General features: G+C 63.0%; 26 protein-coding genes and 3 pseudogenes. 12 read left to right on the top strand and 17 right to left on the bottom strand.

What is annotated here, in order from left to right; all coding sequences use genetic code 11:
• The 4 genes and pseudogenes from ACP15K_RS18820 to ACP15K_RS18805 form a co-directional block, all read right to left on the bottom strand.
• A pseudogene (locus ACP15K_RS18820) lies at positions 1 to 207 on the bottom strand (IS3 family transposase); the annotation flags it as partial.
• 30 nt (positions 208 to 237) lie between these two features.
• Positions 238 to 582, bottom strand: coding sequence for a hypothetical protein (locus ACP15K_RS18815; RefSeq protein ID WP_424991269.1), 345 nt, complete (start codon positions 580 to 582; stop codon positions 238 to 240).
• Between the two features lie 30 nt (positions 583 to 612).
• Positions 613 to 891, bottom strand: a complete 279-nt coding sequence (locus ACP15K_RS18810) for a transposase (protein ID WP_424991268.1) — start codon at positions 889 to 891, stop codon at positions 613 to 615.
• A gap of 86 nt (positions 892 to 977) precedes the next feature.
• Positions 978 to 1187 carry a hypothetical protein gene (locus tag ACP15K_RS18805; protein ID WP_193141940.1) on the bottom strand — a complete coding sequence of 70 codons (210 nt, stop codon included), beginning with the start codon at positions 1185 to 1187 and terminating at the stop codon, positions 978 to 980.
• Positions 1188 to 1482: 295 nt separating this feature from the next.
• Between ACP15K_RS18805 and ACP15K_RS18800 the strand changes: the two genes are divergently transcribed.
• From ACP15K_RS18800 to ACP15K_RS18770, 7 genes and pseudogenes are all read left to right on the top strand, one after another.
• Positions 1483 to 2514: a LacI family DNA-binding transcriptional regulator gene (locus ACP15K_RS18800; RefSeq protein WP_193141892.1), complete on the top strand. Its 1032-nt coding sequence runs from the start codon at positions 1483 to 1485 to the stop codon at positions 2512 to 2514.
• A 91-nt stretch (positions 2515 to 2605) separates the two neighbouring features.
• Positions 2606 to 3907, top strand: a pseudogene (locus tag ACP15K_RS18795) (ABC transporter substrate-binding protein).
• A 117-nt stretch (positions 3908 to 4024) separates the two neighbouring features.
• Positions 4025 to 4891, top strand: a complete 867-nt coding sequence (locus ACP15K_RS18790; RefSeq protein ID WP_193141890.1) for a carbohydrate ABC transporter permease — start codon at positions 4025 to 4027, stop codon at positions 4889 to 4891.
• A gap of 12 nt (positions 4892 to 4903) precedes the next feature.
• Positions 4904 to 5734 carry a carbohydrate ABC transporter permease gene (locus ACP15K_RS18785; protein WP_193141889.1) on the top strand — a complete coding sequence of 277 codons (831 nt, stop codon included), beginning with the start codon at positions 4904 to 4906 and terminating at the stop codon, positions 5732 to 5734.
• Positions 5735 to 5745: 11 nt separating this feature from the next.
• Positions 5746 to 6750: an ABC transporter ATP-binding protein gene (locus ACP15K_RS18780; RefSeq protein ID WP_424991267.1), complete on the top strand. Its 1005-nt coding sequence runs from the start codon at positions 5746 to 5748 to the stop codon at positions 6748 to 6750.
• On the top strand, positions 6747 to 7520 hold the full coding sequence (locus tag ACP15K_RS18775; protein ID WP_424991266.1) for an L-iditol 2-dehydrogenase: 774 nt from the start codon (positions 6747 to 6749) through the stop codon (positions 7518 to 7520). Before ACP15K_RS18780 ends, ACP15K_RS18775 begins: the two co-directional genes overlap by 4 nt.
• The gene (locus ACP15K_RS18770; protein ID WP_424991265.1) at positions 7508 to 8995 is read left to right on the top strand and encodes a mannitol dehydrogenase family protein; all 1488 of its coding nucleotides are present in this window, start codon (positions 7508 to 7510) and stop codon (positions 8993 to 8995) included. Before ACP15K_RS18775 ends, ACP15K_RS18770 begins: the two co-directional genes overlap by 13 nt.
• A gap of 83 nt (positions 8996 to 9078) precedes the next feature.
• Here ACP15K_RS18770 and ACP15K_RS18765 read toward each other — a convergent pair whose 3' ends face one another.
• On the bottom strand, positions 9079 to 9828 hold the full coding sequence (locus tag ACP15K_RS18765) for a BamA/TamA family outer membrane protein (protein ID WP_424991264.1): 750 nt from the start codon (positions 9826 to 9828) through the stop codon (positions 9079 to 9081).
• A gap of 89 nt (positions 9829 to 9917) precedes the next feature.
• Here ACP15K_RS18765 and ACP15K_RS18760 point away from each other — a divergent pair, with 89 nt between their 5' ends.
• A complete protein-coding gene (locus ACP15K_RS18760; protein WP_078527637.1) occupies positions 9918 to 11273 on the top strand; it encodes an IS1380-like element IS1247 family transposase in 1356 nt (451 codons plus the stop codon).
• Between the two features lie 186 nt (positions 11274 to 11459).
• Here ACP15K_RS18760 and ACP15K_RS18755 read toward each other — a convergent pair whose 3' ends face one another.
• From ACP15K_RS18755 to regB, 6 genes are all read right to left on the bottom strand, one after another.
• Positions 11460 to 11894, bottom strand: coding sequence for a hypothetical protein (locus ACP15K_RS18755; protein WP_424991263.1), 435 nt, complete (start codon positions 11892 to 11894; stop codon positions 11460 to 11462).
• A gap of 140 nt (positions 11895 to 12034) precedes the next feature.
• A complete protein-coding gene (gene glmS, locus ACP15K_RS18750; RefSeq protein ID WP_424991262.1) occupies positions 12035 to 13858 on the bottom strand; it encodes a glutamine--fructose-6-phosphate transaminase (isomerizing) in 1824 nt (607 codons plus the stop codon).
• 5 nt (positions 13859 to 13863) lie between these two features.
• Complete coding sequence (glmU, locus tag ACP15K_RS18745) at positions 13864 to 15237, bottom strand: bifunctional UDP-N-acetylglucosamine diphosphorylase/glucosamine-1-phosphate N-acetyltransferase GlmU (RefSeq protein WP_424991261.1); 1374 nt, start codon at positions 15235 to 15237, stop codon at positions 13864 to 13866.
• 90 nt (positions 15238 to 15327) lie between these two features.
• Positions 15328 to 16263 carry a YihY/virulence factor BrkB family protein gene (locus tag ACP15K_RS18740; RefSeq protein WP_193141882.1) on the bottom strand — a complete coding sequence of 312 codons (936 nt, stop codon included), beginning with the start codon at positions 16261 to 16263 and terminating at the stop codon, positions 15328 to 15330.
• 79 nt (positions 16264 to 16342) lie between these two features.
• Positions 16343 to 17944 (bottom strand): PAS-domain containing protein, encoded by a 1602-nt coding sequence (locus tag ACP15K_RS18735; protein ID WP_424991260.1) that lies wholly within the window; start codon positions 17942 to 17944, stop codon positions 16343 to 16345.
• Between the two features lie 108 nt (positions 17945 to 18052).
• The gene (regB, locus tag ACP15K_RS18730) at positions 18053 to 19450 is read right to left on the bottom strand and encodes a sensor histidine kinase RegB (protein ID WP_193141880.1); all 1398 of its coding nucleotides are present in this window, start codon (positions 19448 to 19450) and stop codon (positions 18053 to 18055) included.
• A gap of 92 nt (positions 19451 to 19542) precedes the next feature.
• Between regB and ACP15K_RS18725 the strand changes: the two genes are divergently transcribed.
• The gene (locus ACP15K_RS18725; RefSeq protein ID WP_193141879.1) at positions 19543 to 20172 is read left to right on the top strand and encodes an SCO family protein; all 630 of its coding nucleotides are present in this window, start codon (positions 19543 to 19545) and stop codon (positions 20170 to 20172) included.
• Positions 20173 to 20234: 62 nt separating this feature from the next.
• Positions 20235 to 20789 (top strand): ActR/PrrA/RegA family redox response regulator transcription factor, encoded by a 555-nt coding sequence (locus ACP15K_RS18720; RefSeq protein WP_193141878.1) that lies wholly within the window; start codon positions 20235 to 20237, stop codon positions 20787 to 20789.
• On the opposite strand, the gene ACP15K_RS18715 is transcribed toward ACP15K_RS18720, so the two are convergent.
• The 3 genes from ACP15K_RS18715 to ACP15K_RS18705 form a co-directional block, all read right to left on the bottom strand.
• The gene (locus ACP15K_RS18715; RefSeq protein ID WP_424991259.1) at positions 20786 to 21667 is read right to left on the bottom strand and encodes a LysR family transcriptional regulator; all 882 of its coding nucleotides are present in this window, start codon (positions 21665 to 21667) and stop codon (positions 20786 to 20788) included. The two genes, ACP15K_RS18720 and ACP15K_RS18715, sit on opposite strands and share 4 nt — an antisense overlap.
• A 265-nt stretch (positions 21668 to 21932) precedes the next feature.
• Positions 21933 to 22529, bottom strand: a complete 597-nt coding sequence (locus ACP15K_RS18710) for an HD domain-containing protein (protein WP_193141876.1) — start codon at positions 22527 to 22529, stop codon at positions 21933 to 21935.
• 293 nt (positions 22530 to 22822) lie between these two features.
• The gene (locus ACP15K_RS18705) at positions 22823 to 24043 is read right to left on the bottom strand and encodes an argininosuccinate synthase (protein WP_424991258.1); all 1221 of its coding nucleotides are present in this window, start codon (positions 24041 to 24043) and stop codon (positions 22823 to 22825) included.
• Between the two features lie 227 nt (positions 24044 to 24270).
• On the opposite strand from ACP15K_RS18705, the gene ACP15K_RS18700 reads away from it, so the two are divergent.
• On the top strand, positions 24271 to 24696 hold the full coding sequence (locus tag ACP15K_RS18700; RefSeq protein ID WP_193141874.1) for an acyl-CoA thioesterase: 426 nt from the start codon (positions 24271 to 24273) through the stop codon (positions 24694 to 24696).
• Here the strand turns inward: ACP15K_RS18700 and ACP15K_RS18695 are convergent.
• Positions 24693 to 25217 carry a PhnA domain-containing protein gene (locus ACP15K_RS18695; protein WP_424991257.1) on the bottom strand — a complete coding sequence of 175 codons (525 nt, stop codon included), beginning with the start codon at positions 25215 to 25217 and terminating at the stop codon, positions 24693 to 24695. The genes ACP15K_RS18700 and ACP15K_RS18695 overlap by 4 nt on opposite strands.
• A gap of 169 nt (positions 25218 to 25386) precedes the next feature.
• On the opposite strand from ACP15K_RS18695, the gene ACP15K_RS18690 reads away from it, so the two are divergent.
• Positions 25387 to 25656 carry a hypothetical protein gene (locus tag ACP15K_RS18690; RefSeq protein WP_193141872.1) on the top strand — a complete coding sequence of 90 codons (270 nt, stop codon included), beginning with the start codon at positions 25387 to 25389 and terminating at the stop codon, positions 25654 to 25656.
• A gap of 312 nt (positions 25657 to 25968) precedes the next feature.
• Here the strand turns inward: ACP15K_RS18690 and ACP15K_RS18685 are convergent, their stop codons facing one another.
• Together ACP15K_RS18685 and ACP15K_RS18680 are read right to left on the bottom strand one after the other, a co-directional pair.
• Positions 25969 to 26145 (bottom strand): CTP synthetase, encoded by a 177-nt coding sequence (locus ACP15K_RS18685; RefSeq protein WP_193141871.1) that lies wholly within the window; start codon positions 26143 to 26145, stop codon positions 25969 to 25971.
• A gap of 108 nt (positions 26146 to 26253) precedes the next feature.
• Positions 26254 to 26779 (bottom strand): annotated as a pseudogene (locus ACP15K_RS18680) (IS5 family transposase); the annotation flags it as partial.

Genomic DNA, 26779 nt, shown 5'->3' with positions numbered 1-26779 from the left:
CTCGGTCATGCGCGGGCGGCCATAGCTGCCCAGGGACAGGGCGAACTGCTCGCGGATGTGGGCCAGGACCACCATGTCATTGCGCTGGCTGTTGCAGAGTAGACGGCGACGCCAGGCTCGATATCCCCGAGGGCTGACATCCATGATCTTACACAACCGGGCCACCGGGATTTCGTTGCGGTGTTCTTCAACGAAGGCAAACCTCATTGTTCGGGCATTCATACGGACCGATGGCATTCATGTCCTCACTCTCTCCGCGAAGAACACCGTGGCCTTTTTTAGAACGTCCCTCTCCTCCCGGAGCTGCCGGTTCTCTCTGCGCAGTTCTGCGACCTCGTGCTCAAGGTCGGATTGCGCTGTCGGCTTCTCGGGGTTCTTGCGTTCCTGCTGGATCCACCGGCTCAGCGGGGACAGGGCGAACTGCTCGCGGATGTGGGCCAGGACCACCATGTCATTGCGCTGGCTGTTGCAGAGTAGACGGCGACGCCAGGCTCGATATCCCCGAGGGCTGACATCCATGATCTTACACAACCGGGCCACCGGGATTTCGTTGCGGTGTTCTTCAACGAAGGCAAACCTCATTGTTCGGGCATTCATACGGACCGATGGCATTCATGTCCTCACTCTCTCCGCGAAGAACACCGTGGCCTTTTTTAGAACGTCCCTCTCCTCCCGGAGCTGCCGGTTCTCTCTGCGCAGTTCTGCGACCTCGTGCTCAAGGTCGGATTGCGCTGTCGGCTTCTCGGGGTTCTTGCGTTCCTGCTGGATCCACCGGCTCAGCGTTGAAAAGCCAACACCGAAGTCAGCGGCAACCTGCTTGCGGGAAAGCCCGCTCGTCAATGCGACTCGAACTGCTTCTGCGCGGAACTCCGGGCTCGGTCGTGATGCCATGTCTGTTCTCCTTTGCGACACGATACGCGGTCAAAGGAGCGGAACAATTCCGCGACAGGTCCCAAGTCGATTGGTTCAACAATCGCCTACTGCTGCAACCTATCGGGAATATCCCGCCAGCCGAAGCCGAAGTGAACTTCTACGCGGCTCTGAAACACCAGACATGGCGGCGCAACTAAGACAAACCAGCCTCCGGCAAGCCCGGCGCGGATCAGACCTGTTCTCCTCGCATTTCGATAGGGAACATCTGCTGTGCCAATCTGTGTCAGGCTAGTTTTTTCAGCTTTTCTTGCCATGCTTGTCAACTCCGGAACAAATTCTGGGGCGGCCCAAGACTGAAGGCGGTGCATTCTGCAGGTGAGAGGCTGTTTACGTTGCAACCTTTACGTGACTCGGCCGAATTGTTTATCGTTATTTCAATGCACTAAAAGCCTTGCTTGCACATACACTCGAAAAGCTTGACCAAAGTGTGTAAGCAGACCTAGTGTCATGTATAAGTTTACGCGAGACAAGTTAAGGCAGCCCGCGTGTTGTCATCTCCCGTCCTTCGATGGGCGCCTGTTTTGCGAAGAAAAGTCAAAGGGTGATCCCGTGCGTGGCCGCAAGATCAAGAACATGGAAGAATTTGCCACCGTCAGCGGGATTTCCCGGCCTACAGTGTCAAAGTACTTCAACGATCCTGAAAGCGTTCGGGCGACGACGCGGGCGCGGATCGAGGCGGCGCTGGACAAATATGACTACCGTCCCAACGTGTTTGCAATGAATCAGAACCGGCGCCTGACCAAGATCGTGGGTATTGTGGTGCCCTATCTGGCGGACCCGTTCTTTGGCGAGATTGCGCGGAACGTCGAGCAATCCTGCATTGCCGAGGGTCTGTCGCCCATCCTGTTCAGCTCTCACGGCGACCCGGCCTACGAGGCAGCGATTCTCGACAGCCTGCGCGGCCTGAAGCCGGCGGGTGTTCTGCTGGCACCGCTGGGTCGATCGTCGGACCGATCCGTTGTTGAAAGGTTCTGCGACGAGGTGCCAACGGTCCTGTTTGACAGCTACATCGATGATATCGGCGAAGATTTTGTCGGGTCGAACAACGATCAAAGTATTGGTATGATTGTGGAATACCTGTGCCGGACAGGGGAGCCTCCCTGCCTGTTCGAGATGGAGACGCCGTCCAACCCGAACTCCAACAAACGCCGCGCGGCCTATGTGAAGGCCATGGAAAGCCATGGCCACGCGGTGAATGTCGTCAAGGCGCCGGGCCTGGGTTGGGACTTTGAGGAGATCGGCTGCCGCGAGGGCGGGCGGGCCATCGCCGAGGGGCGATTCGCGACGAATACCATCCTGTGCAGCAACGATCGCCTTGCCATCGGCCTGTTGGCGGCGGCGTACCAGCGCGGGCTGCGCGTCGGGCGCGGGTCTGGTCACGCCCTGCGTATTGCCGGTCACGATGACCACCCGTTTGCGCGCTATACCTGTCCGCCACTCACCACGGTTTCCCAGGACTACACGGCAATCTCCAAGAAAAGCGTGGCGGCCCTGCTTGAGCGTATCGAGGGCGGAGAAGAAGCGGGGGAGCGCAGGTCCATTCTGGTGGAAGGCAAGCTCGTCATGCGGGACTCGGCCTGATCCACAAAAAGTTCCCGCGCGTAAAGTTTTTGTTGACCGCGCGTCCCGATTCGACTTAGGTTGACCTTGCATCCGATCAAGGGAGGACACGATGTATTCCAAGGCTAAACTTGGCACGGCCACTGCCGTCGCCGCCATCATGGCAAGCGGCGCTTTCGCTGACACAATCACCATCGCCACGGTCAACAACGGCGACATGATCCGCATGCAGGGTCTGACAGACGATTTCACCGCGAAAACCGGCCATGACGTCGAGTGGGTGACCCTGGACGAAAACACGCTGCGGACGCGTGTCACCCAGGACATCGCCACCAAAGGTGGCCAGTTCGACATCATGACCATCGGCATGTACGAAACGCCGATCTGGGCTGCCAACGGCTGGCTGGTTTCGCTGGACGGTCTGCCGCCCGAATATGACGCCGACGACATCCTGCCGGCCATGGCCAACGGCCTGAGCCACGACGGCACGCTGTATGCCGCGCCGTTCTACGGCGAAAGCTCGATGATCATGTACCGCACCGACCTGATGGAAAAAGCAGGCCTGGAAATGCCGGATGCGCCCAGCTGGGACTTCATCCGGGAAGCCGCGCTTGCCATGACCGACAAGGAAAACGAGATCTACGGCGTCTGCCTGCGCGGCAAGGCCGGCTGGGGTGAGAACATGGCGTTCCTCACCGCGATGTCGAACGCCTTCGGTGCCCGCTTCGTCGATGAAGACTGGCGTCCCCAGTACGACAGCGAAGCATGGTCCAACACGCTCAACTTCTACATCGACCTGATGACCGAAGCGGGCCCTCCGGGCGCATCGTCGAACGGCTTCAACGAAAACCTGTCGCTGTTCCAGCAGGGCAAATGCGGCATGTGGATCGACGCGACCGTTGCGGCGTCCTTCGTGACCAACCCGAACGACTCGAGCGTGGCGGACAAGGTGGGCTTCGCGCTGGCACCGAATGCCGGCATGGGCAAGAACTCCAACTGGCTCTGGGCCTGGGCGCTTGCCATTCCGGCCGGCACCCAGAACGAAGACGCCGCGATGGCCTTCATCGAATGGTCGACCTCGAAAGACTACCTTGCACTGGTCGCCGAGAACGAAGGTTGGGCCAACGTGCCTCCGGGAACCCGTGCCTCGCTGTACGAGACCCCCGAGTACCAGGAAGTCCCCTTTGCCAAGATGACCCTGTAATCGATCCTGACGGCTGATCCGAACAACCCGACCGTTGACCCGGTTCCGTACGTTGGTGTGCAGTTCGCCGCCATCCCGGAATGGGCAGGTCTGGCCGGTCAGATCGGCCAGGAATTCTCGGCCGCACTTGCCGGTCAGCAGACCGCCGAAGAAGCGCTTGAGAAAGCCCAGGCGATCGCATCCGAAGAACTGGAAGCCGCAGGCTACTAAGCCCCCGACTTCCAAGATCGAGGGGCGGCCAGCCCGCCCCTCTCCCCCATCTTGTACCCTTTACAGTTTTCACCCGCGTTCAACATGCACCTTGCGTGAGTAGAGAGGTTTTGCGTCATGGCGACCCAGCACTCCCGATCCGCAGCGCGCATGATGTTGGCACCAGCCGTCGTCCTTCTTCTAGGATGGATGCTCGTGCCCCTCATCATGACGCTCTATTTTTCCTTCAAAAAATACTTGCCGCTGCGCGGAGGTGACCTTGGTTGGGCCGGCTTCGACAACTACGTCCGGTTCGTGACCTCGTCCGCCTTCTGGCCCAGTGTCCAGGCCACCCTCATCATCGTGGGCGGCACCCTGCTGATCACCGTGGTTTTCGGTGTGCTGCTGGGACTTCTGCTGAACCAGCCCATGTGGGGGCAGGGTGTCGTGCGCATCCTTGTCATCGCGCCTTTCTTCGTGATGCCCACCGTTTCCGCGCTGGTCTGGAAGAACATGTTCATGGACCCGGTCAACGGCCTGTTCGCGCATCTGTGGAAGTTCTTTGGTGCCGAGCCTGTTGTCTGGCTCAGTGACGCTTCCCTGTTCTCGATCATCACCATTGTCAGTTGGCAGTGGCTGCCCTTTGCGACCCTGATCCTTCTGACGGCGATCCAGTCGTTGGACGGAGAACAGCTCGAAGCTTCCGAAATGGACGGGGCCCCGGTTCTCAAGCGCTTCTACTATATCGTGCTGCCGCACCTGGGTCGGGCCATCACCATCGTGATCCTGATCGAAACGATCTTCCTGCTGTCGATCTTCGCCGAGATCTTCGTGACCACCGGCGGCGCCTTCGGCTCCCGGACGCTGACCTACCTGATCTTCCAGCGCGTGCTGGAAAGCCAGAACGTCGGGCTCGGATCCGCAGGGGGTGTCTATGCAATCATTCTGGCCAACATCGTTGCCATCTTCCTGATGCGCATCGTCGGCAAGAACCTGGACGCGTGAGGAGATAACATCATGGCACGTGCCGTTACCCAACAACGCAAGATCATCAATACCACTGCCGCCTGGGCTGTGGGCCTGCTGATCTTCTTTCCGATCCTCTGGACGATCCTGACCAGCTTCAAGACCGAAGCCACGGCCATCGCGGATCCGCCCGTATTCCTCGCCTTCGACTGGACCCTTGAAAACTATGGGGTTGTGCTGGAACGCTCCAACTACGCGCGCTTCCTGTGGAACTCGATCATCATCGCGGGTGGCTCGACCATCCTCGGTCTGATCATCGCCGTCCCGGCGGCCTGGTCGATGGCCTTCGTGCCGTCGCGCAAGACCAAGGACATCCTGCTGTGGATGCTCTCCACCAAGATGCTTCCAGCGGTCGGCGTGCTGTACCCGATCTACCTGATCTTCATCAAGATGGGGCTGCTGGACACCCGCGCCGGTCTGATCATCGTGCTGATGCTGATGAACCTGCCGATCATCGTCTGGATGCTCTACACCTACTTCAAGGAGATCCCCGGCGAGATCCTGGAAGCCGGACGCATGGATGGGGCCGGTCTGAAGGACGAGATCCTGTTCATCCTGACACCGATGGCCATTCCGGGCATCGCCTCGACCATGCTGCTGAACTTCATCCTGGCCTGGAACGAAGCCTTCTGGACGCTGAACCTGACCGCGGCAAAAGCAGCGCCGCTGACAGCCTTCATCGCAAGCTATTCCAGCCCGGAAGGCCTGTTCTTCGCAAAACTCAGCGCAGCCTCGACCATGGCCATCGCGCCTATCCTCATTCTCGGCTGGTTCAGCCAGAAGCAACTCGTCAGCGGCCTGACCTTCGGCGCCGTCAAGTAAGGAACTGACCAATGGGACAAATTCAACTGAACCAGGTGACCAAGAGCTTCGGCGACGTACAGGTCATCCCGCCCCTTGACCTGACCATCGAAGATGGCGAGTTCACGGTCTTCGTCGGGCCTTCGGGCTGCGGCAAGTCCACCCTGCTGCGGCTGATCGCGGGGCTGGAGGACATCACCTCGGGCCATATCGCGATCGACGGCGCGGACGCTACCAACCTGCCACCCGCCAAGCGCGGCCTGGCAATGGTCTTCCAGTCCTACGCGCTGTATCCGCACATGAGCGTGCGCAAGAACATCGCCTTCCCGATGCGGATGGCGAAGATGCCCGAGGACGAACAGAACCGCCGGATCGAGGCGGCTGCCAAGGCGCTGAACCTGACCGACTATCTGGATCGGCGTCCGGGCCAGTTGTCGGGTGGCCAGCGTCAGCGGGTTGCCATCGGCCGGGCCATTGTGCGCGAACCTTCGGCCTTCCTGTTCGACGAACCGCTGTCCAACCTCGATGCGGCCCTTCGGGTCGGCATGCGGCTGGAAATCAGCGAGATGCACGAGCGCCTGAAGGCCACGATGATCTACGTGACCCACGACCAGGTCGAAGCCATGACCATGGCCGACAAGATCGTGGTGCTGCGTGCCGGCTTCATCGAGCAGGTCGGCAGCCCGCTTGAGCTGTACCACAAGCCGCGCAACACCTTCGTTGCCGGTTTCATCGGCTCGCCCAAGATGAACCTCATCGAGGGTTCCGAAGCGCAGAAGCACGGCGTGCACACCATCGGCATCCGTCCAGAGCATGTTCAGGTCAGCAAGACCGAAGGCACCTGGAAGGGCACCGTCGGTGTGGCCGAACACCTCGGCTCGGACACCTATATCCACGTCCACGAGACCGGGTTGGGAGACCTGTTCACGGTCCGGATCTCCGGTGACATTCCGGTCCGGCACGGCGACACCATCTTCCTGACGCCTGACATGGAGCAGCTGCACAAGTTCGACGAGAACGGGTTGCGGTTGCCGTGAAACGGCTTGGGGGGAAAAACGCGCTGATCACTGGTGCCGCCCGCGGCATAGGCCTGGCTTTCGCCAAGGCTTATGTCCGCGAAGGCGCCAGGGTCGCCATCGCCGATATCGACATTGCGCGTGCGCGCACAGCGGCGGCAGAGATCGGCTCGGCAGCCATTGCGGTCGAAATGGATGTGACCCGGCAGGACAGCATCAATGCCGCGATCGCCACAACCATTGACACGCTGGGCAGCATCGACGTGTTGATCAACAACGCGGCGATCTTCACGGCGGCGCCGATTGTCGAGATTGCCCGCGACGACTACGCGCGCGCGTTCGACATCAATGTCTCTGGTGCGTTGTTCACCATGCAAGCGGTGGCACGCCACATGATCGAGCGCGGAAAAGGCGGCAAGATCATCAACATGGCCAGCCAGGCTGGACGCCGGGGCGAGCCTCTGGTTGCCGTCTATTGCGCCAGCAAGGCGGCGATCATCAGTCTGACCCAATCGGCGGGGCTGAACCTGATCCAGCACGGCATCAACGTGAATGCCATCGCCCCCGGTGTGGTCGATGGCGAGCACTGGGACGGGGTCGACGCGTTTTTTGCCAAGCACGAGAACAAGGCCCCCGGCCAGAAGAAGAAAGAAGTCGGAGACGCGGTTCCCTGCGGTCGCATGGGTACTGCTGAAGACCTGACCGGAATGGCGATTTTCCTGGCCAGCGATGAGTCCGACTACATCGTATCGCAATGCTACAACGTGGATGGTGGACAATGGATGAGCTGATCTCACTCTCGAATGAAACGCTGTCCCGGTTGCCGGCCGCGATCTTGCGCCCGCACTACGACCGATCAAAGCTGACCGCGGGCATCGTGCACATCGGCGTCGGCAACTTCCACCGGGCGCATCAGGCCTGGTACCTGCATCGCCTGATGCAGGCGGGGGCCGCGCAGGACTGGGCCATCGTCGGTGCGGGCGTTCGTCCCTACGATGCCGTGATGCGCGAAAAGTTTCTCGCGCAGGATTGCTTGACCACGTTGATCGAACTGGACCCTTCCGGATCATCGGCCGAGGTCATCGGCTCGATGATCGACTATCTGCCGATCAGCGAAGGCAATGCGCCGCTGATCGCCCGCATGGTCGACCCGGCAATCCGGATCGTGGCCCTGACCGTGACCGAAGGCGGCTACTATGTCGATCCGGCCACCAGTGCCTTTGACGGCGCGCACCCGGACATGCAGCATGACGCGGCAAATCCCCGGACACCGCGTACCGCGTTTGGTGCCGTGATCGAAGCCCTGCGCCAAAGGCGTGACAACGGCATCGGCCCCTTCACCGGGTTGAGCTGCGACAACCTTCTGGCCAACGGTCGCGTCATGCGCCAGACCGTCGTGTCGCTGGCCCGCATGTCCGATCCGGCGCTTGCCGATTGGATCGACACCAAGTGCACCTTCCCGAACTCGATGGTCGATTGCATCGTTCCCGCCACCGGCGAGAAAGAGATCGCCCAGGCGCACCGCTTCGGGATCGACGATGCAGTCCCCGTGACCCATGAGAACTTTCGCCAGTGGGTGATCGAGGATGACTTCTGCGCGGGCCGTCCCGATTGGGATCAGGCCGGGGCGACGTTCTCCAACCAGGTTCATGACTATGAAACCATGAAGCTGCGCATCCTGAACGCGGGACACCAGATCATCGCCAACCCCGGCGAGATCCTGTCGGTGCCGACGATCTCGGGCTGCATGTCGCATCCCTCTATTGCGGCCTATTTCCGGAAGGTACAGCGTGAGGAAATCGCGCCCCATGTGGCCCCGGTGCCGGGCATGACGCCCCAAGCCTATGTAGACCTGATCGAACGCCGCTTCGGCAACCCGGCCATCGTCGACACGACACGGCGGGTGGCCTTCGACGGCTCGTCGCGGCACACCGGGTTCGTTCTGCCCCTGGTGCGCAAGGGACTGGCCACCGGCAATTCGATCCAGGGTCTGGCCCTGGTCGAAGCACTCTGGGCGCGCATGTGCTACGGCGCGCGGGAAGATGGCACTGCGATCGAGCCCAACGATCCGTTCTGGGACGATCTGGTCCGGGCCGCAAAGGCGGCCAGGGAGCATCCGCAGACCTGGTTGACCCAGCATCACCTGTACGGCGACCTTGCCGCGCAGCTTCCCTTCGCACAGGCCTTTGACCGTTGGCTGCGCCTGATCTGGTCGGAGGGCTGCGAAGCCGCGCTGCAAGCCTATTGCGCCGGATCGAAGGGCTAACGACCCGCGGATTCAGGACCGGAGGCCCGCGATGTCGGGCCTCCGCTCTGCGCGGAAGGGCCCGTTCGGACGCGGCCGAAGGCTCAGAACGCCTGGCCGACGTAGAAGTAGATGTTCTTCTCATCCAGATCGTTGATCGCGACATCCAGCGAGAGATCGATCGGGAAATCCTTTGACACGCGATAGCGCAGCCCCAGCCCACCAGCATAGCGCAGGTCACTGTCGCGGGTCAGGGTCCGTCTGCCGAACTCAAGCGAACTCAGGGTTTCGCCCACGCCTGCGAAGGCCACCCCGCCAAAGCGCTTGCTGAAATTCTGGCGCAACTCGGCCTGCGCCGTGACCATCTGGTTGCCGTAGTATTGGAACAGCGAAAACCCGCGGATCTGGCTGCCCAGAAGGCAGGAGTCGAAGAACGGCGCGTCGTCTTCGACAAGGCATCCCGTGGCGTTGGCAGCCAGAACGGTTTGCGGGCCAAGCAACCAGTAGTGATCCAGCGCCAGCGTGGATTTCAGGTAACTGAAACTGGCACCACCAGAGATCCGGTTGGTCAGGAAATTGAACTCGGCCAGACCGCCTTCGGACGGGTACAGGCTGTCGTTGCGGGTGTCCCATTGCGCCACTAGGCCCAGCGAGGCCAGTGTGATGTCGGTCAGATCCTGGATGCCGGGGGGCAGGGTGGCATTGCCGATCGCATTCACGCGGCTTTCCAGGTAACGGAAGCTCAGACCGGCGGACAGGTGCGGCGTGAAGCCAAATCGGTACTCGGCATTCAGGGCGACGCCTTCCTGATTGATCTCAAGCGGATCGCCGTCGACATAAAGGTCATAGCCCACATTTCCCAAGTAAGGCGCTGATTTCGCTGTCCTGACCATTATATTTCCTATATAAAACATGGTGTTGAAGGCTGCGAGGGGCGCGTTTCATGGATCACCCAGAGGGTGCGGGCTTGCAACGGGCAGATCGGGTGGATTTCGACCCTCGCGTGCGGCTGGAATTTCGCGGCACGCAGCTCAGTTCCGACGGCGGCCTTCTGGTGATGCGCGAGCTTGATGACGCGCTCGGGTTGTCCGATTTGGCGTCAGCGGCGCTGCGCGATACTCGCTCTGGCAAGAACACGGTCCATCGGCTCGACGGCCTGTTCCGGCAATCAGTCTTTGGGCGGCTGGCCGGATACGAGGATGTCAACGACGCCAACCGTCTCGCCTGCGATCCGGTCATGCGCCAAGTTGTCGGCGGCAGAGCGGTCGATGCACAAGCGGCCTCGGCATCGCAGATGGGACGGTTCGAGACCGAGACGCTGGCTCTGGCCGGGAACCGTGCCGCGCTGGCCGACCTGAACGGGCAATGGATCGACCGGTTCCATGACCGTAACGGGCTGAAGTACATCGTTCTGGACATGGACAGCTCGGTCAGCCCGACCCATGGCGACCAGGAAGGGTCCGCCTGGAATGGCCATTTCGACTGTAGCTGCTATCACCCCAACTTTCTGTTCAACCAGTTCGGGATGCTGGAACGCTGCGCCCTGCGCCATGGCAACGTCCACAGCGCCGATGGCTGGCGTGATGTTCTCGACCCCGTCATTGCGCGCTACGCGGAGCGCGACCTTGGTGGCAGGTTCTTCCGGGCCGATGCTGCCTACGCGATCCCGGCGATCTATGAGCGATTGGAAGAAGCGCGGTTCTTCTACGCCATCCGGCTGCCCGCAAACGCGGTCCTCAAGGACAAGATCGCGCATCGGCTAACGCGCCCTGTCGGGCGGCCGTCACTGACCAAGGTCAAGCGGTTCTTCGAGGAATTCGAGTATCAGGCGGCGTCCTGGGACAAGGAACGCCGGGTGATCGCCAAGATCGAATGGCATCCGGGCGAACTGTTCCCGCGTGTCGGCTTCATCGTCACCAACCTGCCGATGGAGCCGGACTGGGTGGTGCGGTTCTACAACCAGCGCGGCACCGCCGAGCAGCACATCAAAGAGGGCAAATACGCCTTTCGCTGGACGCGGCTGTCGTGCCGGAAGTTCCGCGACAATGAGGTGCGGCTGCAACTGCACGCCCTGGCGTACAACCTGGCCACCTTCTTGCACTGCATCGAGCTGCCCGAGGCCATGGCCGACTGGTCGTTGACCAGCCTGCAACTGAAGCTGATCAAGATCGGGGCACGTGTGGTCCGTCACGCCCGCACCATCACCTTCCAGCTGGCCGAGGTCGCTGTCACCGGCACGATGGTACGCGCCATCCTCGCCGCTATCCGCCGATTGCGAGCGCCACCGCTATGCGCATGATCGCGATCCACGCTCAAACTGAACGAAAGCGGCTGGACAGATCTGTCCGCTGCGCTGAAAAACGCCGCCCCTGGGCAAGGAAACAGCGGCTTCGCGGTCTGATCCGTCCAGATCCAGCAGTCTGCGCGACCGCAGGTGCCGCTTGCGGCAGAAAATCCTTGTCTAGCGCTCGGATACAGGCGATCTTCACCTCAAACGACACGCCACTTGGGGAATGCAGGCATAGGTCACATCGGCAGCACCCAGGTACAGCATGCCGTTGTGCCGTTTTTCATCCAGCGACAGGCTGGTGCCGATGGCGCCCGCGCGGCTGCCGTTGTTCGTGGCAAAGACCCCGACGCCGATGAATGAATTGTCCGACTTTTCGTCTTCCTGAAACACATAACCCGCGCCAAGGATCAGGCCGGTGCCGAAGGTCGGGCTATTGACCGGGATCGGCACCACCAGCATCGAGCCTGCGCCAAATCCATAGTCCTTTGATGCCGTCGACGTGTCGGACGCGGCCGGGGCTGCTTCGGGCGGCGTCGATTGCTGGGTGTCTTCTGCGTGGGTCGGCACGCCGGCCAACAAGGCCAGCAGCGCGGTTGCAGTTGCGCCCACCGCGGGGAAATGTCGTTTCATGTCACATCCGGTCTCGTGCTGCCCAATGGCCCTTGGCGCGCAACATGCCATGCCACACCGGCGGCCGCACAGTGGGCGCAGAGTCGCGCGGCGACACCCCGCCCGCGTGGCAAGCCCCCGGAATAGCTTGGCAAACGCGCCTATTCGACGGTGACGGATTTGGCCAGGTTGCGGGGCTGGTCCACGTCGGTGCCCTTGGCCACGGCGGTGTGATAGGCCAGCTGCTGCACCGGCAGTGCATACAGGATGGGCGAGAATACCGGGTCGACCTCGGGCATGCGGATCCATTTCCACACGCCTTCGCGGGCACTGTCCAACCCGGCGCTGTCGGACACCAGGATGACCTTGCCCTGACGCGCCATCACCTCTTGCATGTTCGACACGGTTTTCTCGAACAAGGCATCGCGCGGTGCCAGAACCACCACCGGAACATTGGGGTCGATCAGGGCGATAGGGCCGTGTTTCAACTCGCCACTGGCATAGCCTTCGGCGTGGATATAGCTGATTTCCTTCAGTTTCAGCGCGCCTTCCAGCGCGGTGGGATACATCACCCCCCGCCCCAGGAACAGCACATCGCGAGCTTCGGCCAGTTCGTTGGCCAGGGCCGCGATCTCGGGCGCCAGCGCCAGCGCCTGGTTCATGGCACCGGGCAGGGCGCGCAGGTTGGCGGCGTGCAGGCGCAGGTCTTTGTCGGTCAGCGTGCCGCGTTGCTGCGCGGCTTTCAGCGCCAGCACGGCCAGAACGGTCAACTGGCACGTGAACGCCTTGGTCGAGGCGACGCCGATCTCGATCCCGGCCTGGGTCGGCAGCACCACGTCGCTTTCCCGCGCGATGGAGCTTTCGGGAACATTGACCACCGAGGCGATCTTGCCGCCGGTGCTGGCCACATAGCGCAGGGCGGCCAGCGTGTCGGCGGTTTCGCCAGACTGAGAGACGAAGATCGACAGCGATTTCTCGGGCAGCGGCGGTTCGCGATAGCGAAACTCGGATGCGATATCGACCTCGACCGGCAGGCGCGCCAGTGTCTCAAACCAGTATTTCGCGGTCAGCCCGGCGTAATAGGCGGTGCCGCAGGCCACGATGGTCACCCGGTCCAGGCCTGTGAAATCCAGATCGCCGGGCAGGGTGATTCCGGCGTCGGCATCGCCCATGTAGAACCGCAGCGTGTCGCCAATGACCGAGGGCTGCTCGGACATTTCCTTGGCCATGTAATACTTGTGGCCGCCTTTCTCGATCCAGGTGCTGTCCAGTTGCAAGATGCGGGTTTCGCGATGGGCGGGCGCGCCGTCCTGGTCGAAAATCTCGGCGCCTTGCCGGGTCATCACCGCCAGGTCGCCCTCTTCCAGATAGGTAATCCGGTTGGTCAGCGGCGACAGCGCGATGGCGTCCGAGCCGACGAACATTTCGCCGTCGCCGTGCCCCAGCGCCAGGGGCGACCCGCGCCGTGCGGCGATCAGCAGATCTTCCTCGCCTTCGAACAGCAGGCACAGGGCAAAGGCGCCATCCAGCTTGCCGATGGCCTGCTTGGCCGCCTCGACGGGCGGCACCTGTTGGTCCAGCAGGCGCTGCACGACAAGGGCGATGGTTTCGGTATCGGTGTCGGTGGAGAAGGCATAGCCGTCGCGGGCCAGATCGGCGCGCAACTCGCGGAAGTTCTCGATGATGCCGTTGTGTACCACGGCCACCGGGCCTGCCAGATGCGGATGGGCATTGCCGACCGTGGGCGCGCCGTGGGTGGCCCAGCGGGTGTGGCCGATGCCCGATTTTCCGGGCAGCGGATCATGCACCAGAAGGTCGGACAATTCGACCAGCTTGCCGGTGGCGCGGCGCCGGTCCAGCGTGCCGCCGGTGCGCACCGTGGCGATCCCGGCGCTGTCATAGCCGCGATATTCCAGCCGTTTCAGGGCTTCGACAAGGAGCGGCGCGACTTCATGCTGTCCAAGAACTCCGATAATACCGCACATGAGATTTACTCCTGTTTTTCAGCCGCCAGGGCTGCTTTTTTCTGGCGCAGCATGTCGCGCAGGCGGGTGGCAAGGCCGGGCTTGTTGTCCTGCCGGGCGCGGGCGATGGCCAGCGCGCCCTCGGGCACGTCGCGGGTGATGACCGACCCGGACCCGGTATTGGCACCGTCCCCGATAGAGACTGGCGCCACCAGCATGGTGTTGGAGCCGATGAATACCTCGGACCCGATGCTGGTCTTGTGCTTCAGGAAGCCGTCGTAGTTGCAGGTGATGGTGCCCGCGCCGATGTTGCTGGCCGGTCCGATCTCGGCATCGCCGATATAGGACAGGTGGTTGACCTTCACGCCGCGTGCCAGGTCGGCATTCTTGACCTCGACGAAATTGCCGACGCGGGTGTCTTCGGACAGGCGCGCGCCGGGGCGCAGCCGCGCATAGGGGCCGACAACGGCGCCCGAGGCCACTGTCGCGCCCTCCAGGTGCGAAAACGACCGGATGGTCACATTCGGGGCCAGCGTCACGCCGGGGCCGAAAACCACATTGGGTTCGATCACGCAATCCGGATCGATTCTGGTATCTGCTGACAGGAAAACGGTTTCCGGTGCCGTCAGGGTGACCCCTGCGGCCATCAGCTCGGCCCGACGGGCCGCCTGAAACACCGCCTCGGCCCCGGCCAGTTCGGCGCGGGTGTTGATGCCCAGTGTCTCGGCCGGATCGCAGGTCACGGCCCGACAGGTCAGGCCCCGGTCGTTGGCCAGCCCGACGATGTCGGTCAGATAGTATTCCTCCGAGGCATTGGCGTTGCCCACCTGCGCGATCAGATCGAACAGCAGGGCGGCGGGGGCCATGACAACGCCGGAATTGCACAGGGTTACCGCGCGCTCTTCGGGGGAGGCGTCCTTGAATTCGACGATGCGGTGCAACCGGTCGCCGTCGGTGATCATCAGGCGGCCATAGCGGCCGGGATCGGGGGTGTCGAAGCCCAGGATGACCACGTCCGCACCGTCCTGTCGCGCAGCATTCATCCGTTCCAGCGTCTCGGTGCGGATGAAGGGCGTATCGCCGTAGAGCACCGTCACATCGCCGTCGAAATCCGCCAGCAGGTCGCGCGCCTGATCGACCGCATGGGCGGTGCCCAACTGCTCGGTCTGGCGCACGGTCCGGGCGGCGGGGGCCAGACGGGCAGTTGCCGCCTCCACCGCCTCGGCCCCATGTCCGGCGACAACGATCAGGCGGGCCGGGTTCAGCGGTTCGGTGCTGCGCAGCGCGTGGCCCAGCAGCGGCAGCGATCCCACCTGGTGCAGCACCTTGGGCCGGTCCGACAGCATTCTGGAGCCTTTGCCGGCAGCCAGGATCACGAAGGCATGGGAAGACTGGGTCATGGGATGCTCGTTAACTTGTTCCGGCCATCCTTGTACGGGGCGTCACGATCCGCGCAAGTGGCGGCGCTGTCACGTCTGGCTACGAACATTTCAGGATTGCGGACTTTCTTGCGGGTCCGGCTGAGCCGGGGGGCCGAGCGCCGAGGGTGAAGACGGGTCTTTCTGCGGCGCAGAGACAAGTGATTCCTGCGCTTTCTTCTTTTGCAGTGCTGCCAGTTCGGCATTCAGTGCCGCGCCCAGAAGGACGGTCAAAATCGTGATGTAAAGAAACATGAGCAGCGCGATGACGGCACCGATAGATCCGTAGACTTCGTTGTATTTGCCGAAATTGCGCAGGAAGTACGAAAAGGCGAGGGTTCCTCCGGCCCAGACCAGCACCGACAGGACCGCACCACCGTTGAGCCATTTGACACCTGCGGCCTGGCCGGTGGGGGCAAAGCGATAAAGCACCCAGATGCCCGAAAAGACCACCGCCACTGCCAGAACCCATCGCGCAGTGTCCAGCGCCAGGCCGGTGAAGGGGCCCAGCGGCAGAAATGCCAGGATCACAGGCAAAACCACCATGGCCAGAATCGCCACGATGACCACCAGGATCAGGACCAACGTGATGGTCAACGCCACCGCGTAGGTGCGCAACCCGCTGCGCATCGGCGTGCCATGGACCGCGTTCAACGCCTTGATGATGGCATCTGTCCCCAGGCGCGCCGACCACAGGGCGGTCAGGATGGACACCAGTGTCGCCCATCCCAGCGTTGATGATCCGGACGACGACATCCGCAACACCTGGTCCTTGATCAGATCGAAGGCTTCCTTGGGAACGAAATCGGCCACGATGGAAAGCTGCTGTTCGACGATGGCGGGATTGGCAACCAGGCCCAGCAAGGTGACCACGGCCGCGAGACCGGGAAACAGCGAGAGCATCGAGAAGAACGCGCCGCCCGCCGCCACGAGTGTCAGGTTGGCGGCGACGATACGCTTCTGCATTCCCTTGAGAATCGCCCAGATTGTCTTCAGTCGCGCGAACATCACATCAACTCCACCAGCACCGATGCGACAAGCCTAGCGGGTTGTGCGTGCAAGTGCGAGGCGGTGACGCGATCCGCGCTCAGACGGCCGCCTGTCCCGGCGGGCCGGGTTCCTGGGCCACAGGATCGGGTTGAAGGTTGGTCATGTCATGCGCCCGGTCAAAGATCACCAGCGTGGCGCCGCCGGTGATCGGCTGGGCGCGGCACACCAGCGGCGTGCCATCGCGCAGCAGCAAGGGGCGGGAGATCGGGCTGCGATCACCCGATTGCAGCACCAGCGCGCGGATCGCCTCAAGCCCCGCGCCGGAGAGGGATCGGGTGGCCCAGTCCCGAAGGGCCTCGCCAATGCCGGTTTCCGACGAGGCCGGCGCCATGCCGTTGTTCCACAGGTCGTCATAGGCCTGATTGGTCAGTTTCAGCACCCCGGCGGACGAGAACACCGCCACCGCCGCGTCCAGATGATCCAGCACCGCATGGCTCAGCGCGATTTCGGACCGGTAGCTGCGCGTCATCGACACTTCCGAGGACACATCCTCGAACAGGTACGCAACCGCGCCGTCGGGGTGGGGGCGGCCTGACACGCGATAGGTCTGGCCGCTGGGCAGATGCCAGGTTTCCTCGAAGGTGCCGTCGGCGGCGTCGGCCTCAAGCTGCGCGATCTTCATGCGCCAGCTTTTATAGTCCTTGGGTTCGGGAATGCGTTGACGGTCGCGCAGGGCATCCAGAAATCCATGCAGGGAGGGCTGGCTGGACAATTGGTCCGGCGGCAGCCCGGTCAGATCCACCAGCGCCGGGTTGAACAGCGCCAGCTTGCGCTTCTTGTCGAAGATCGCCAGCCCGATGGGCAGATGCGCGAAGGTCTTGGTCAGGGTCTGGACGAATTCGGTCAGGGCGTTTTCGGCGTGCACCAGCTTGTCGATGGGCAGGGCGAAGAACAGGGTTTCGATCTCGCCCGGCAATACGATCACGTCGAACCAGGCTTCCGAGTCGGCATCGGTGGCCAGTGAAATTCGGACGGGCGACAGGTCGGCGGCTTCAGGTTCCGGGATCGGTACCGATTCGAAGACATCGGGCGGTGGCCACGCCGAAAGTTCATCGTCCCCGGCAACGGCCTGTGCCAGTGTCATGTAGCTGCTGTTGGCCCAGATGATCAGCCCGTCGTCGCGCTTTTTCCATGTCGGGATCGGCGAGCGTTCGGCGATGGTGCGCAGGGTGAACAATTCGGCGCGCATGGCCGCCATGCTGTAATGCGCCAGGGTTTCCGAGCGGCTGTCGCGCAGCGGATCCTCCAGGCGGATACGCAGGCAATCGTCCACAACCTCGCCGACCAGGCGCAGGCTGTCGGGATCGTCGGGCACCTCGGCCAACTGGAAGCCTTCGGTCTCGGTCGCGTCGCGCAGGGCGGTTTCGATGCCTTCGAAGCGATGCGAAAACGTCAGAACGAAGCGTCCCAGGTCGTCGGTTTCGACGGGGGTCGAGCGCAGTTGCGTGCGCGCCGCGTCGGTGGCATCCACCAGCAGGCGCCCGCGAAACAGGAACACCACGTCATCGGCCCGCGTGTCCGACAGGAGCGGCCGCGGCGGCACCTGCGCGCCGCCGGGCTTGCGCGCCAGCACATAGACAGCGATGCCCGTGACCACGCAGCTTACCGTGCTGGCCAGAAGAGTCGTCAGATTAAGCATTCCGATCCCGCGAGGCGCGTAAATAAGCCTCTCTTTCAGAAAAAGACTGACCACAGCCAATTAACGGAAAGTTAAACCGTCTTTACGGGTGAGGAAATCATCAAGAAATCACGTTTCTATTCGTTGATTGTGGCCCAAAGCACCCAGTTTCTCGTCCTCGGCCGTCGAAACCTGTTCGCGCGGCCAGCTGACTTCGACAATTGCGCCCGACCGTTCGGGGCGCTCGTTGGACATCAGGAACGGGTCCGAGCCGTTGTAGAAATCCAGATGCGCCCCGGTGCGTTCCAGCAAGGTCTTGGCGATGAACAGCCCCAGCCCCATGCCTTCGTATTCCGGGCGCTTGGCCTGTTCGGCCTCGGACCTGCGACGGCGCAGGAACGGGTCGCCCAGCCGCCCGATGACCTGCGCGGGATAGCCGTCGCCATCGTCGCTGATCTTGACGCGGATGGTGCGGGCATTCCATCGGGCATCGATCCAGACGTTGCGATGGGCAAAATCCACCGCGTTTTGTGTCAGGTTGCGCAACCCGTGAATGATCTCGGGCTGGCGCGTGATCGTCGGCTGCTGGCTGTCGCCATCCACATCCGGCGAGGCGGTGAAATGGATCGCCTTGCCGCGCGCCGTATGCGGGTCTGCGGCCTCGCGGATGACGGTGTCGATGGGTGCGTATTGCAGATGCTTGTCATCCTTTCCGGCGCGCCCCATCGATCGCAGGATATCCCGGCAGCGGTTGGCCTGGTCGCGGATCAGTTCGGCGTCGGCCTTCAGATCCGGATCTTCCAGTTCCGACAGAAGTTCCGAGCTGACCAGCTTGATGGTGGCCAGCGGCGTGCCCAGTTCATGCGCCGCTGCCGCGACCACTCCGCCCAGGTCGGTCAGCTTCTGCTCCCGTGACAGCGCCATCTGGGTGGCCAGCAGCGCCTCGGACATGGAATGGATCTCGATGCTGATGCGGCGGGCATAGCCGGCGATGAAGCTCAGCCCGGTGACGATGGCGATCCAGAAGCCGAACAGGAAATACCCAGGCATCTCCATCACCTCGCCCTGCCGGGTTTGCAGAGGCACATGGAACAGTGCCACCAGCGTGATCAGAACCAGCGCCGATCCGCCCAGAATGACCGTCGATTGCAGCCGTAGCACCGAGGCCGAGATCGTCACCGGGGCCAGCACCAGCAGGGCAAACGGGTTGTTCAGCCCGCCGGTCAGATACAGCAGGAAACACAATTGCGAGATGTCGAACAGCAGCATCGACACCACTTCGCCCTCGGTCAGACGCTTGTTCTGCGGATAGGCGAACATGGCGACGAAATTGGACAGGACCGAGGCGCTGACCGCCAGGTAGCAAAGGCCCAGCGGGATATCTATATCCACAAGGATCTGGGCGAAGGTGATGGTCGCCAACTGTCCGCAAATCGCGATCCAGCGCAGCACGATCAGGGTGCGCAATCGGATCCAATGGCTGCGCGCCTCGGACTTGAAGGGGTTGAGCGTGCTTTCTGATGTCATATCTGTTCCGAAGCTGGCCTTGCGCGTTGCCAGAGGTTACGAGGCCGCATCGGCAATGCAAACCGGATTCCGAATGTGAAAGGACCAAAGTCATGACCCGGCTCTTCGCCATCCTCGCCTCTGTTCTCGTGGTCGTTCTTCTGGGGGTGGGCGTGGCCTTTGTCCTGCTGCCGCGTGCGGATCAGGACCTGTTCGCGCAATGCCGCGAAGGGCAGGTTGCCGGGGGCGATATCGGCGGTCCCTTCGCGTTGCTGGACAAGGACGGTCAGACCGTGACCGATGCCGATGTCATCACCGAACCATCGCTTTTGTACTTCGGCTATACTTTCTGTCCGGACGTCTGCCCGCTGGACAATTCCCGCAATGTCGAGGCCGTGGACATCCTGGACGAGCGCGGCATCGAGGTGACGCCGGTCTTCATCTCGGTCGATCCGGACCGCGATACCCCCGAAGTTGTCGGCGAATTCGCCTTCAACCTGCATGAGCGGATGATCGGTCTGACCGGCACCCCGGAGCAGGTCAAGGCGGCCAGCCAGGCCTACAAGACCTACTATCAGGCGCGCGGCGACAAGGATGATCCCTACTACCTGGTCGATCACACCACCATGACCTATCTGGTGATGCCAGAGCACGGTTTCGTCGATTTCTTCCGTCGCGATGTCTCGCCCGAACAGATGGCGGACCGCGTGGCCTGCTTCGTAGATGCAACAGGCGGCATGTGAGTAAATTGACGTTTCGAAACCAAGGCGCTAGACCCAATTGACCTACAGATCGGGAGAGGCTCATGTCGGAAACGCAGCTGCGTGAAATCGGTGAAGATAATTCGCTGTTGTTGGTGGACGACGACGAGCCGTTTCTGCGGCGCCTGATGCGAGCCATGGAAAAGCGGGGCTTTGCCGCCGAAGGCGCCAGTTCGGTCGCCGCCGGCAAGGCCATCGCCACCGCCCGCCCGCCGGCCTATGCGGTCGTCGATCTTCGCCTGGAAGACGGCAATGGTCTTGATGTGGTTGAGGTTCTGCGCGAAAAACGGCCCGATTGCCGGGTCGTGGTTCTGACCGGCTATGGCGCCATCGCCACGGCGGTGGCCGCGGTCAAGATCGGCGCCACCGACTATCTGTCGAAACCGGCCGATGCCAATGACATCATGAATGCGCTGCTGGCGCCGCAGGATGAACTGCCGCCGCCGCCGGAAAACCCCATGTCTGCCGACCGCGTGCGCTGGGAACATATCCAGCGGGTCTATGAGCTGTGTGACCGCAACGTGTCGGAAACCGCACGGCGCCTGAACATGCACCGCCGCACCCTGCAGCGGATTCTTGCCAAGCGCAGCCCGCGCTAGACCCCCTTGGCCTGGCGCCTGAGCCAGGCCATCACCTGCTGCACCTTCGGCGGCACCGGGCCGTTGCGCGTCACCAGATAGTACCCCAGTCCCGCGGCATCGCCCTGTTCCAGCGCCACCAGGCTGCCGTTCTCGATCTCTCGCTCCACCAGGCTTTGGGCCTGGATCGACAGGCCATAGCCCTCGCGCACGGCAGCATGAACCAGGGTTGTGCTTTGCAGGTCGCGGTAGGGGATCTTCTCGAAATCCAGCCCCAGCGCCAGTCCCCAGACCTGAAGTTCCCGCGCCACCGAAGGGAAGAACCAGCTGTGCTGCCGCGGGTCGCCCAGATCCGCCAGTGTCTGCGCGCCCTGCGCATAGGCCGGGCTGGCGACCACCACGAAAGGCGATTCCAGCAGGCGCGAGATGACCAGTCCGGGCCAGTTTCCGTGCCCAAAGCGGATCGCTAGGTCGATCTCGTCGCGCCGCAGGTCGCTGACCTGGGTGCTGGGATGCAGAATCAGGTCGATCTCGGGATAGGCGGACCAGAAGCCGCCCAGACGCGGCATCAGCCAGCTTTCTGCGAATGACGGCGTCAGGGTCACATGCACCGGGCGGTCGTCCTCGGCCTGCCGCAGCCGTGTGACAGCACTTGCCACGGTGCCGAAAGCTTCAAAGAGATCCCTGGCCAGGTGCTCCCCCGGCGAAGTCAGCGCCATGCCCTGGCCCTGGCGCACCACAAGCTGGGTTCGAAAATCGGCCTCCAGTGCGCGCACATGCTGGGCAATGGCGGCATGGGTCACGTTCAACTCGCGCGCGGCCGCCGAAAAGCTGCCGTGCCGGGCCGTGGCCTCGAAGGCGCGCAGGGCCGACAGGGAAGGAATGTCTTTCCAGTTCATATTAGTTGTTAGCTCAACTTACATCCTAAAAACAATTGAGATTTCAGGAATTCACCCGAGGCAGGCATATTAGGTGCATCCACAAGGAACGGAGATGATCGATGTTAGGCATACTCGCACACAGCCTGCGCACGGCAACGCGTAATCCCGGCACACTGGACCCTGACGAACTGCGCCGCAGGGCGCACCGAGACGAAGCCCGCAGACTCGATTTCGAGTTTCTCTGGCACAGCCGTCCACTGGGGCGGAGCCCGGTGAAGAACGCTCAGAGACGCGACAGAAGCGCCGAGTGACGGGCGGTATAGGCCGCGCGGGTCTCGATCGGCGGGCGCAGGCAAACTTCCAGCCCGTCGATCAGATCAGGCGGGGGCGGCCGAAAGAACTTCGCCGCCTCGGCTTCGGAAAACCCGGCGATCCGCGTGGCTTCCAGCCAGGCCGAGACCCGGTCGGCACGCTTGATCTGCTTCTTTACCGAGACCGGCAAGTCCGCCGGCAATCCAAACCGGGTGTGAATGGCGGCGGTCAACCGTGCCTCCATCTCGCCATAGCCGGGGCCGACCGCGGATTTCACTGGCGAGATCATGTCCCCGATCACGTATTCCGAAGCGTCGTGCAGCAGGGCTGCAAGCCGCCATTTGACCGGCGCCTTGGGCGCGATGCGGCCAAAGATTTCCTCCACCAGCAGCGAATGCTCGGCCACCGAATAGGGGTAGTCGCCCACGGTCTGGCCGTTCCAGCGCGCCACGAAGGCCAGCCCGTGGGCGATGTCCTCGACCTCGATGTCGATCGGGGTCGGGTCGAGCAGATCCAGACGGCGGCCAGAGAGCATGCGTTGCCAGGCACGGGGCGGAGCTTTGGGCATCGGGTGATCCTGTGTTGCCTGTCTGTTCTCGCTGGTTCCGCGACGCCACGCAAGGCGCAGGCAGGAAATTCCGGGCAGAAACCGGCAGAGCCTTTTCATGACGGTTGCGGCTCCGCCCGTTCGCGCCTGAAACGCACCCCGTTTGGCGGGAAAACGCGCCACTGGCGCCTTTTCTGATCCGCCGCACCGTTTGCTGGACGGCGCTCACTCTTGTCGAAAATACTCCCGCCGGAGGCATCCGGCGCTGACCAGAGGCGTCGCGGCGGGAATGGGGGGCGCGTGGCCCCGGGGACTCAGCCTTTGCGGTTGCGTGTGGCCAGCAGGCGCAAACGCAGGGCGTTGAGCTTGATGAAGCCCGCCGCGTCCTTCTGGTCGTAGGCACCGGCGTCGTCTTCGAAGGTCACATGCGCTTCGGAATAGAGCGACTGCTCGGACCAGCGACCCACGCAGGTGGCCGCGCCCTTGTAGAGCTTCAGCCGCACAGTGCCGGACACATGTTCCTGGCTCTTGTCGATGGCGGCTTGCAGCATCTCGCGTTCGGGCGCGAACCAGAAGCCGTTGTAGATCAGTTCGGCATAGCGCGGCATCAGCTCGTCTTTCAGATGCGCTGCACCGCGGTCCAGCGTGATCTGCTCGATCCCACGATGGGCTTCCAGCAGCAGGGTGCCGCCCGGGGTCTCGTAGATGCCGCGCGATTTCATGCCGACGAAGCGGCCTTCCACCAGATCAAGCCGTCCGCAGCCGTGCTTGCCGCCCAGCTCGTTCAGTTTGGTCAGCACCGTGGCGGGCGACATCGCGGCGCCGTCGATGGCCACGGCGTCGCCTTTTTCAAACGTGATTTCAACGTATTCGGGGGTGTCGGGCGCATCCTCGGGGCTGGTGGTGCGCTGATAGACATACTCGGGCGCCTCGACGGCCGGATCTTCCAGAACCTTGCCTTCAGAGGAGGTATGCAGCAGGTTGGCATCGACCGAAAACGGTGCCTCGCCGCGCTTGTCCTTGGCCACCGGGATCTGATGTGCTTCGGCGAATTCCAGCAGCTTGGTGCGCGACGACAGATCCCATTCCCGCCAGGGGGCGATGACCTTGATGTCGGGGTTCAGGGCATAGGCTGACAGCTCGAACCGGACCTGGTCGTTGCCCTTGCCGGTGGCGCCATGGGCGACCGCATCGGCGCCGGTGGCTTCGGCGATCTCGATCAGGCGCTTGGAGATCAGCGGCCGGGCGATCGAGGTGCCCAGCAGATACAGCCCTTCGTAAACCGCGTTGGCGCGGAACATCGGGAAGACGAAGTCGCGGACGAATTCCTCGCGCAGGTCTTCGATGTAGATGTTTTCGGGTTTGATCCCAAGCAGTTCGGCCTTCTTGCGGGCCGGGTCCAGTTCCTCGCCCTGGCCGAGATCGGCGGTGAAGGTGACCACCTCGCAGCCGTATTCGGTTTGCAGCCATTTGAGGATGATCGAGGTGTCGAGGCCGCCGGAATAGGCCAGAACAACTTTCTTGGGCGCGGACATGGGGGAGACTCCGAAATGACGAATTCGGCGCGGTGTACCGCTGTTTCCGGGGCGGGGCAAGGCGGCGCGCCCGTGGGAGGGGACGAATCCCGCGTCTGGAAAGCGTCTGGAAAAGGTATGGCGGGTGTATGGCCGGGTGCGGGGTTGGCGCGGGGCCACCACCGCCGCTAGGGTAGGCCGAAGCGGCCCGGATCCGGGCCGCGCGACAGGCAAGAACAGGGGGGCCGATGGCACGGCTGGAGCTTTTTCGCGGCGTGGTGCATCCGTGGCATCACGATCATTTCGGACATATGAACGTGCGCCACTACGCGCCGTTCTTCGACGATGCCACTTATCACATCTGGACCTGCATGGGGCTGTCCTATGCCGAGATGATGGCCGAGCACGGGGTGCATTGCGTCACCGCCCAGGCCACCACCGGCTTCGTCAAGGAGCTGGTGGCGGGCGACCTGATCCTGATCGACGGGGCGGTGTCGCGGCTGGGCACCCGCAGTTGCGGGTTTCACCTGCGGATGCTGCATGCGGAAACCGGGGTGCTGCACGCCACCTATGATCTGGTCGAGGTGTTCTTCGATCCGGCCACGCGCGCCTCGGCGCCGATGCCCGAGGCGGTGCGCGACCGGTTGGAGCAATTCCTGCAGGACGCCGATTAACGCTTTTTCACGAATTGGGTCAGGATCACGATGCGCTGACCGTCGACCCGGCCCTCGATGTGGTCGGGATTGTCCTGAACCAGCGAGATCCGGGGCACGGCGGTGCCGCGCTTGGCGGTGAAGCCCGCGCCCTTGACCGGCAGATCCTTGATCAGCACCACGGTATCGCCCGTGGCCAGCGGCACGCCGTTGCTGTCGCGATGCTGCGGCGTGTCGATGTGGCGACCGGCCTCGGCCCAGGCGCGGGTGTCGGCATCGAGCCAGAGTTGGTCCAGCGCGTCCTGCGCCCAGGGTTCAGCCTTGAGCCGGTCCAGCATCCGCCAGGCCAGCACCTGCACCGCCGGATCCTCGGACCACATGGTGGTGGGCAGGGCGCGCCAATGGGCGGGGTCCGGTGCGTCGGTGCCGGTGATCTGGGCCAGGCAAGGGGCGCAGAGGGCGACCGCTTGGAACGGCGTGCCTTCGGGGCCGGGCACATGCGGGGTCAGATCGGTGTCGGCGGAGCAGAGCGGGCAGGGCATGGACGGGTCCTTTCGGGGCCGGGGATACCGGGGCCGTGCCGCGCTGGGCCGGGAAAGGCAAGGGCGCTGTACCGGGCCGGGACAATTGGACCGGTGACGGTTTGACCGGCATCAACGCGGGCTGCGGGCCGGGCTGGTACACTGGAGGGCAGAGGAAGAGGAGGCTGCCATGATTTCCCTCGACGACATCGAAGACATGACCTGCCTGACCCGCGACGAGATCGACGCGCTGGCGGAGCACGACCACACCGACATCCTGACCGCCGCGCTGGAAGGCGAATACGCCATGCACCACCACGGCGGGCCGCAGGGGGTGAAGCAGAAGATCACCGAGGATGTGCAGGCCGCGCTGAAGGCGGGCGACAAGGATCACGCACGGGCGCTGATGGCGACCCTGCGGCATTTCCTGTACCACCACCCGGAAGCGGCGGAGGCGTAAGCGATCCCGCCGGGGCGCATCTGGCAGAGGCCGGATGCCTCCGGCGGGAGTATTTTTCCAAGAGTGAGCGCCGTCCCGCAAACGCTCCGGGGGAGCGTTTGAGGCGCGAACGGGCGGAGCCCCAAGGCGCCGTCCCGCAAACGCTCCGGGGGAGCGTTTGAGGCGCGAACGGGCGGAGCCCCAAGGCGCCGTCCCGCAAACGCTCCGGGGGAGCGTTTGAGGCGCGAACGGGCGGAGCCCCAAGGCGCCGTCCCTCAAGCGCTCCGGGGGAGCGTTTGAGGCGCGAACGGGCGGCGACGCGGCGCGGGTCCGTCAGGACAGGGCGCGGGCTACGACGACACTGGCCGGGATCGCGGCAAGGAAGCCGAGGCCGGCGGCGATCAGGATCGGGGTCAGCGTGTCATAGCCCAGCACGAGGGCGACGACGATGGCCGTGCCCGCAAGGGTGGCGCCGATGACGATGTGCAAAAGCAGGGCGAGTCGGAACATGGGGAATCTCCACGGTTGAGTCGCCTGCGAGCATATAGATGTATGAATGGCTTGGGTTTGATGTGGGTCAAGCGGGCAAGTACCATAGGGTCAGGACTCGTTCTTGTCTCAAAGCCAGAACATGACGGTTGCGGCCAATGCGATGGCTGAGAGGAAGACTTTTGGGCATCGGTCGTAGCGAGTGGCCACACGCCGCCAGTCTTTCAGTCTTCCGAACATGATCTCGATGCGGTTGCGGCGCTTGTATCGACGCTTGTCATACTTGATGGCTGTCTTGCGCTGCTTTCGGCCGGGGATACAGGCTCGTATCCCCTTGTCTTTCAATGCTTCTCTGAACCAGTCTGCGTCATAGCCCCGGTCCCCGAGCAGCCACTCGGCATTCGGCAGGCTGCTCACCAATGCCCGTGCGCCGATGTAATCGCTCACCTGCCCGGCGGTGACGAAGAGATTGATTGGTCGCCCCAGGCTGTCGCAGACGGCGTGCAGCTTTGTATTCATACCGCCCTTGGTTCGGCCGATCAGGCGGCCACGCCCCCCTTTTTAACGCCCAGGCTGGACGCGGTGCGGTGTGCCTTCAGATACGTCGCGTCGATCATCACGGTCTTTTCTTCACTGTGTTCGGCGGCCAGCCCAG

It is taken from the genome of Fluviibacterium sp. S390 (assembly GCF_049800695.1).
Taxonomy (GTDB): Bacteria; Pseudomonadota; Alphaproteobacteria; order Rhodobacterales; family Rhodobacteraceae; genus Meridianimarinicoccus.
This window is presented reverse-complemented; position numbering and strand designations above follow the sequence as displayed.

Excerpts from the sequence above, each read along its gene's own strand:
- ACP15K_RS18790 (WP_193141890.1), top strand. The coding sequence starts at position 4,025 with ATGGCGACCCAGCACTCCCGATCCGCAGCGCGCATGATGTTGGCACCA.
- ACP15K_RS18755 (WP_424991263.1), bottom strand. The coding sequence starts at position 11,894 with ATGAAACGACATTTCCCCGCGGTGGGCGCAACTGCAACCGCGCTGCTG.
- regB (WP_193141880.1), bottom strand. The coding sequence starts at position 19,450 with ATGACATCAGAAAGCACGCTCAACCCCTTCAAGTCCGAGGCGCGCAGC.
- ACP15K_RS18725 (WP_193141879.1), top strand. The coding sequence starts at position 19,543 with ATGACCCGGCTCTTCGCCATCCTCGCCTCTGTTCTCGTGGTCGTTCTT.
- ACP15K_RS18770 (WP_424991265.1), top strand. The coding sequence starts at position 7,508 with ATGGATGAGCTGATCTCACTCTCGAATGAAACGCTGTCCCGGTTGCCG.
- ACP15K_RS18720 (WP_193141878.1), top strand. The coding sequence starts at position 20,235 with ATGTCGGAAACGCAGCTGCGTGAAATCGGTGAAGATAATTCGCTGTTG.
- ACP15K_RS18710 (WP_193141876.1), bottom strand. The coding sequence starts at position 22,529 with ATGCCCAAAGCTCCGCCCCGTGCCTGGCAACGCATGCTCTCTGGCCGC.
- glmS (WP_424991262.1), bottom strand. The coding sequence starts at position 13,858 with ATGTGCGGTATTATCGGAGTTCTTGGACAGCATGAAGTCGCGCCGCTC.
- ACP15K_RS18695 (WP_424991257.1), bottom strand. The coding sequence starts at position 25,217 with ATGCCCTGCCCGCTCTGCTCCGCCGACACCGATCTGACCCCGCATGTG.
- ACP15K_RS18810 (WP_424991268.1), bottom strand. The coding sequence starts at position 891 with ATGGCATCACGACCGAGCCCGGAGTTCCGCGCAGAAGCAGTTCGAGTC.
- ACP15K_RS18760 (WP_078527637.1), top strand. The coding sequence starts at position 9,918 with ATGGATCACCCAGAGGGTGCGGGCTTGCAACGGGCAGATCGGGTGGAT.
- ACP15K_RS18735 (WP_424991260.1), bottom strand. The coding sequence starts at position 17,944 with ATGCTTAATCTGACGACTCTTCTGGCCAGCACGGTAAGCTGCGTGGTC.
- ACP15K_RS18740 (WP_193141882.1), bottom strand. The coding sequence starts at position 16,263 with ATGTTCGCGCGACTGAAGACAATCTGGGCGATTCTCAAGGGAATGCAG.
- ACP15K_RS18685 (WP_193141871.1), bottom strand. The coding sequence starts at position 26,145 with ATGTTCCGACTCGCCCTGCTTTTGCACATCGTCATCGGCGCCACCCTT.
- ACP15K_RS18785 (WP_193141889.1), top strand. The coding sequence starts at position 4,904 with ATGGCACGTGCCGTTACCCAACAACGCAAGATCATCAATACCACTGCC.
- ACP15K_RS18715 (WP_424991259.1), bottom strand. The coding sequence starts at position 21,667 with ATGAACTGGAAAGACATTCCTTCCCTGTCGGCCCTGCGCGCCTTCGAG.
- ACP15K_RS18805 (WP_193141940.1), bottom strand. The coding sequence starts at position 1,187 with ATGGCAAGAAAAGCTGAAAAAACTAGCCTGACACAGATTGGCACAGCA.
- ACP15K_RS18815 (WP_424991269.1), bottom strand. The coding sequence starts at position 582 with ATGAGGTTTGCCTTCGTTGAAGAACACCGCAACGAAATCCCGGTGGCC.
- ACP15K_RS18705 (WP_424991258.1), bottom strand. The coding sequence starts at position 24,043 with ATGTCCGCGCCCAAGAAAGTTGTTCTGGCCTATTCCGGCGGCCTCGAC.
- ACP15K_RS18700 (WP_193141874.1), top strand. The coding sequence starts at position 24,271 with ATGGCACGGCTGGAGCTTTTTCGCGGCGTGGTGCATCCGTGGCATCAC.
- ACP15K_RS18780 (WP_424991267.1), top strand. The coding sequence starts at position 5,746 with ATGGGACAAATTCAACTGAACCAGGTGACCAAGAGCTTCGGCGACGTA.
- ACP15K_RS18690 (WP_193141872.1), top strand. The coding sequence starts at position 25,387 with ATGATTTCCCTCGACGACATCGAAGACATGACCTGCCTGACCCGCGAC.
- glmU (WP_424991261.1), bottom strand. The coding sequence starts at position 15,237 with ATGACCCAGTCTTCCCATGCCTTCGTGATCCTGGCTGCCGGCAAAGGC.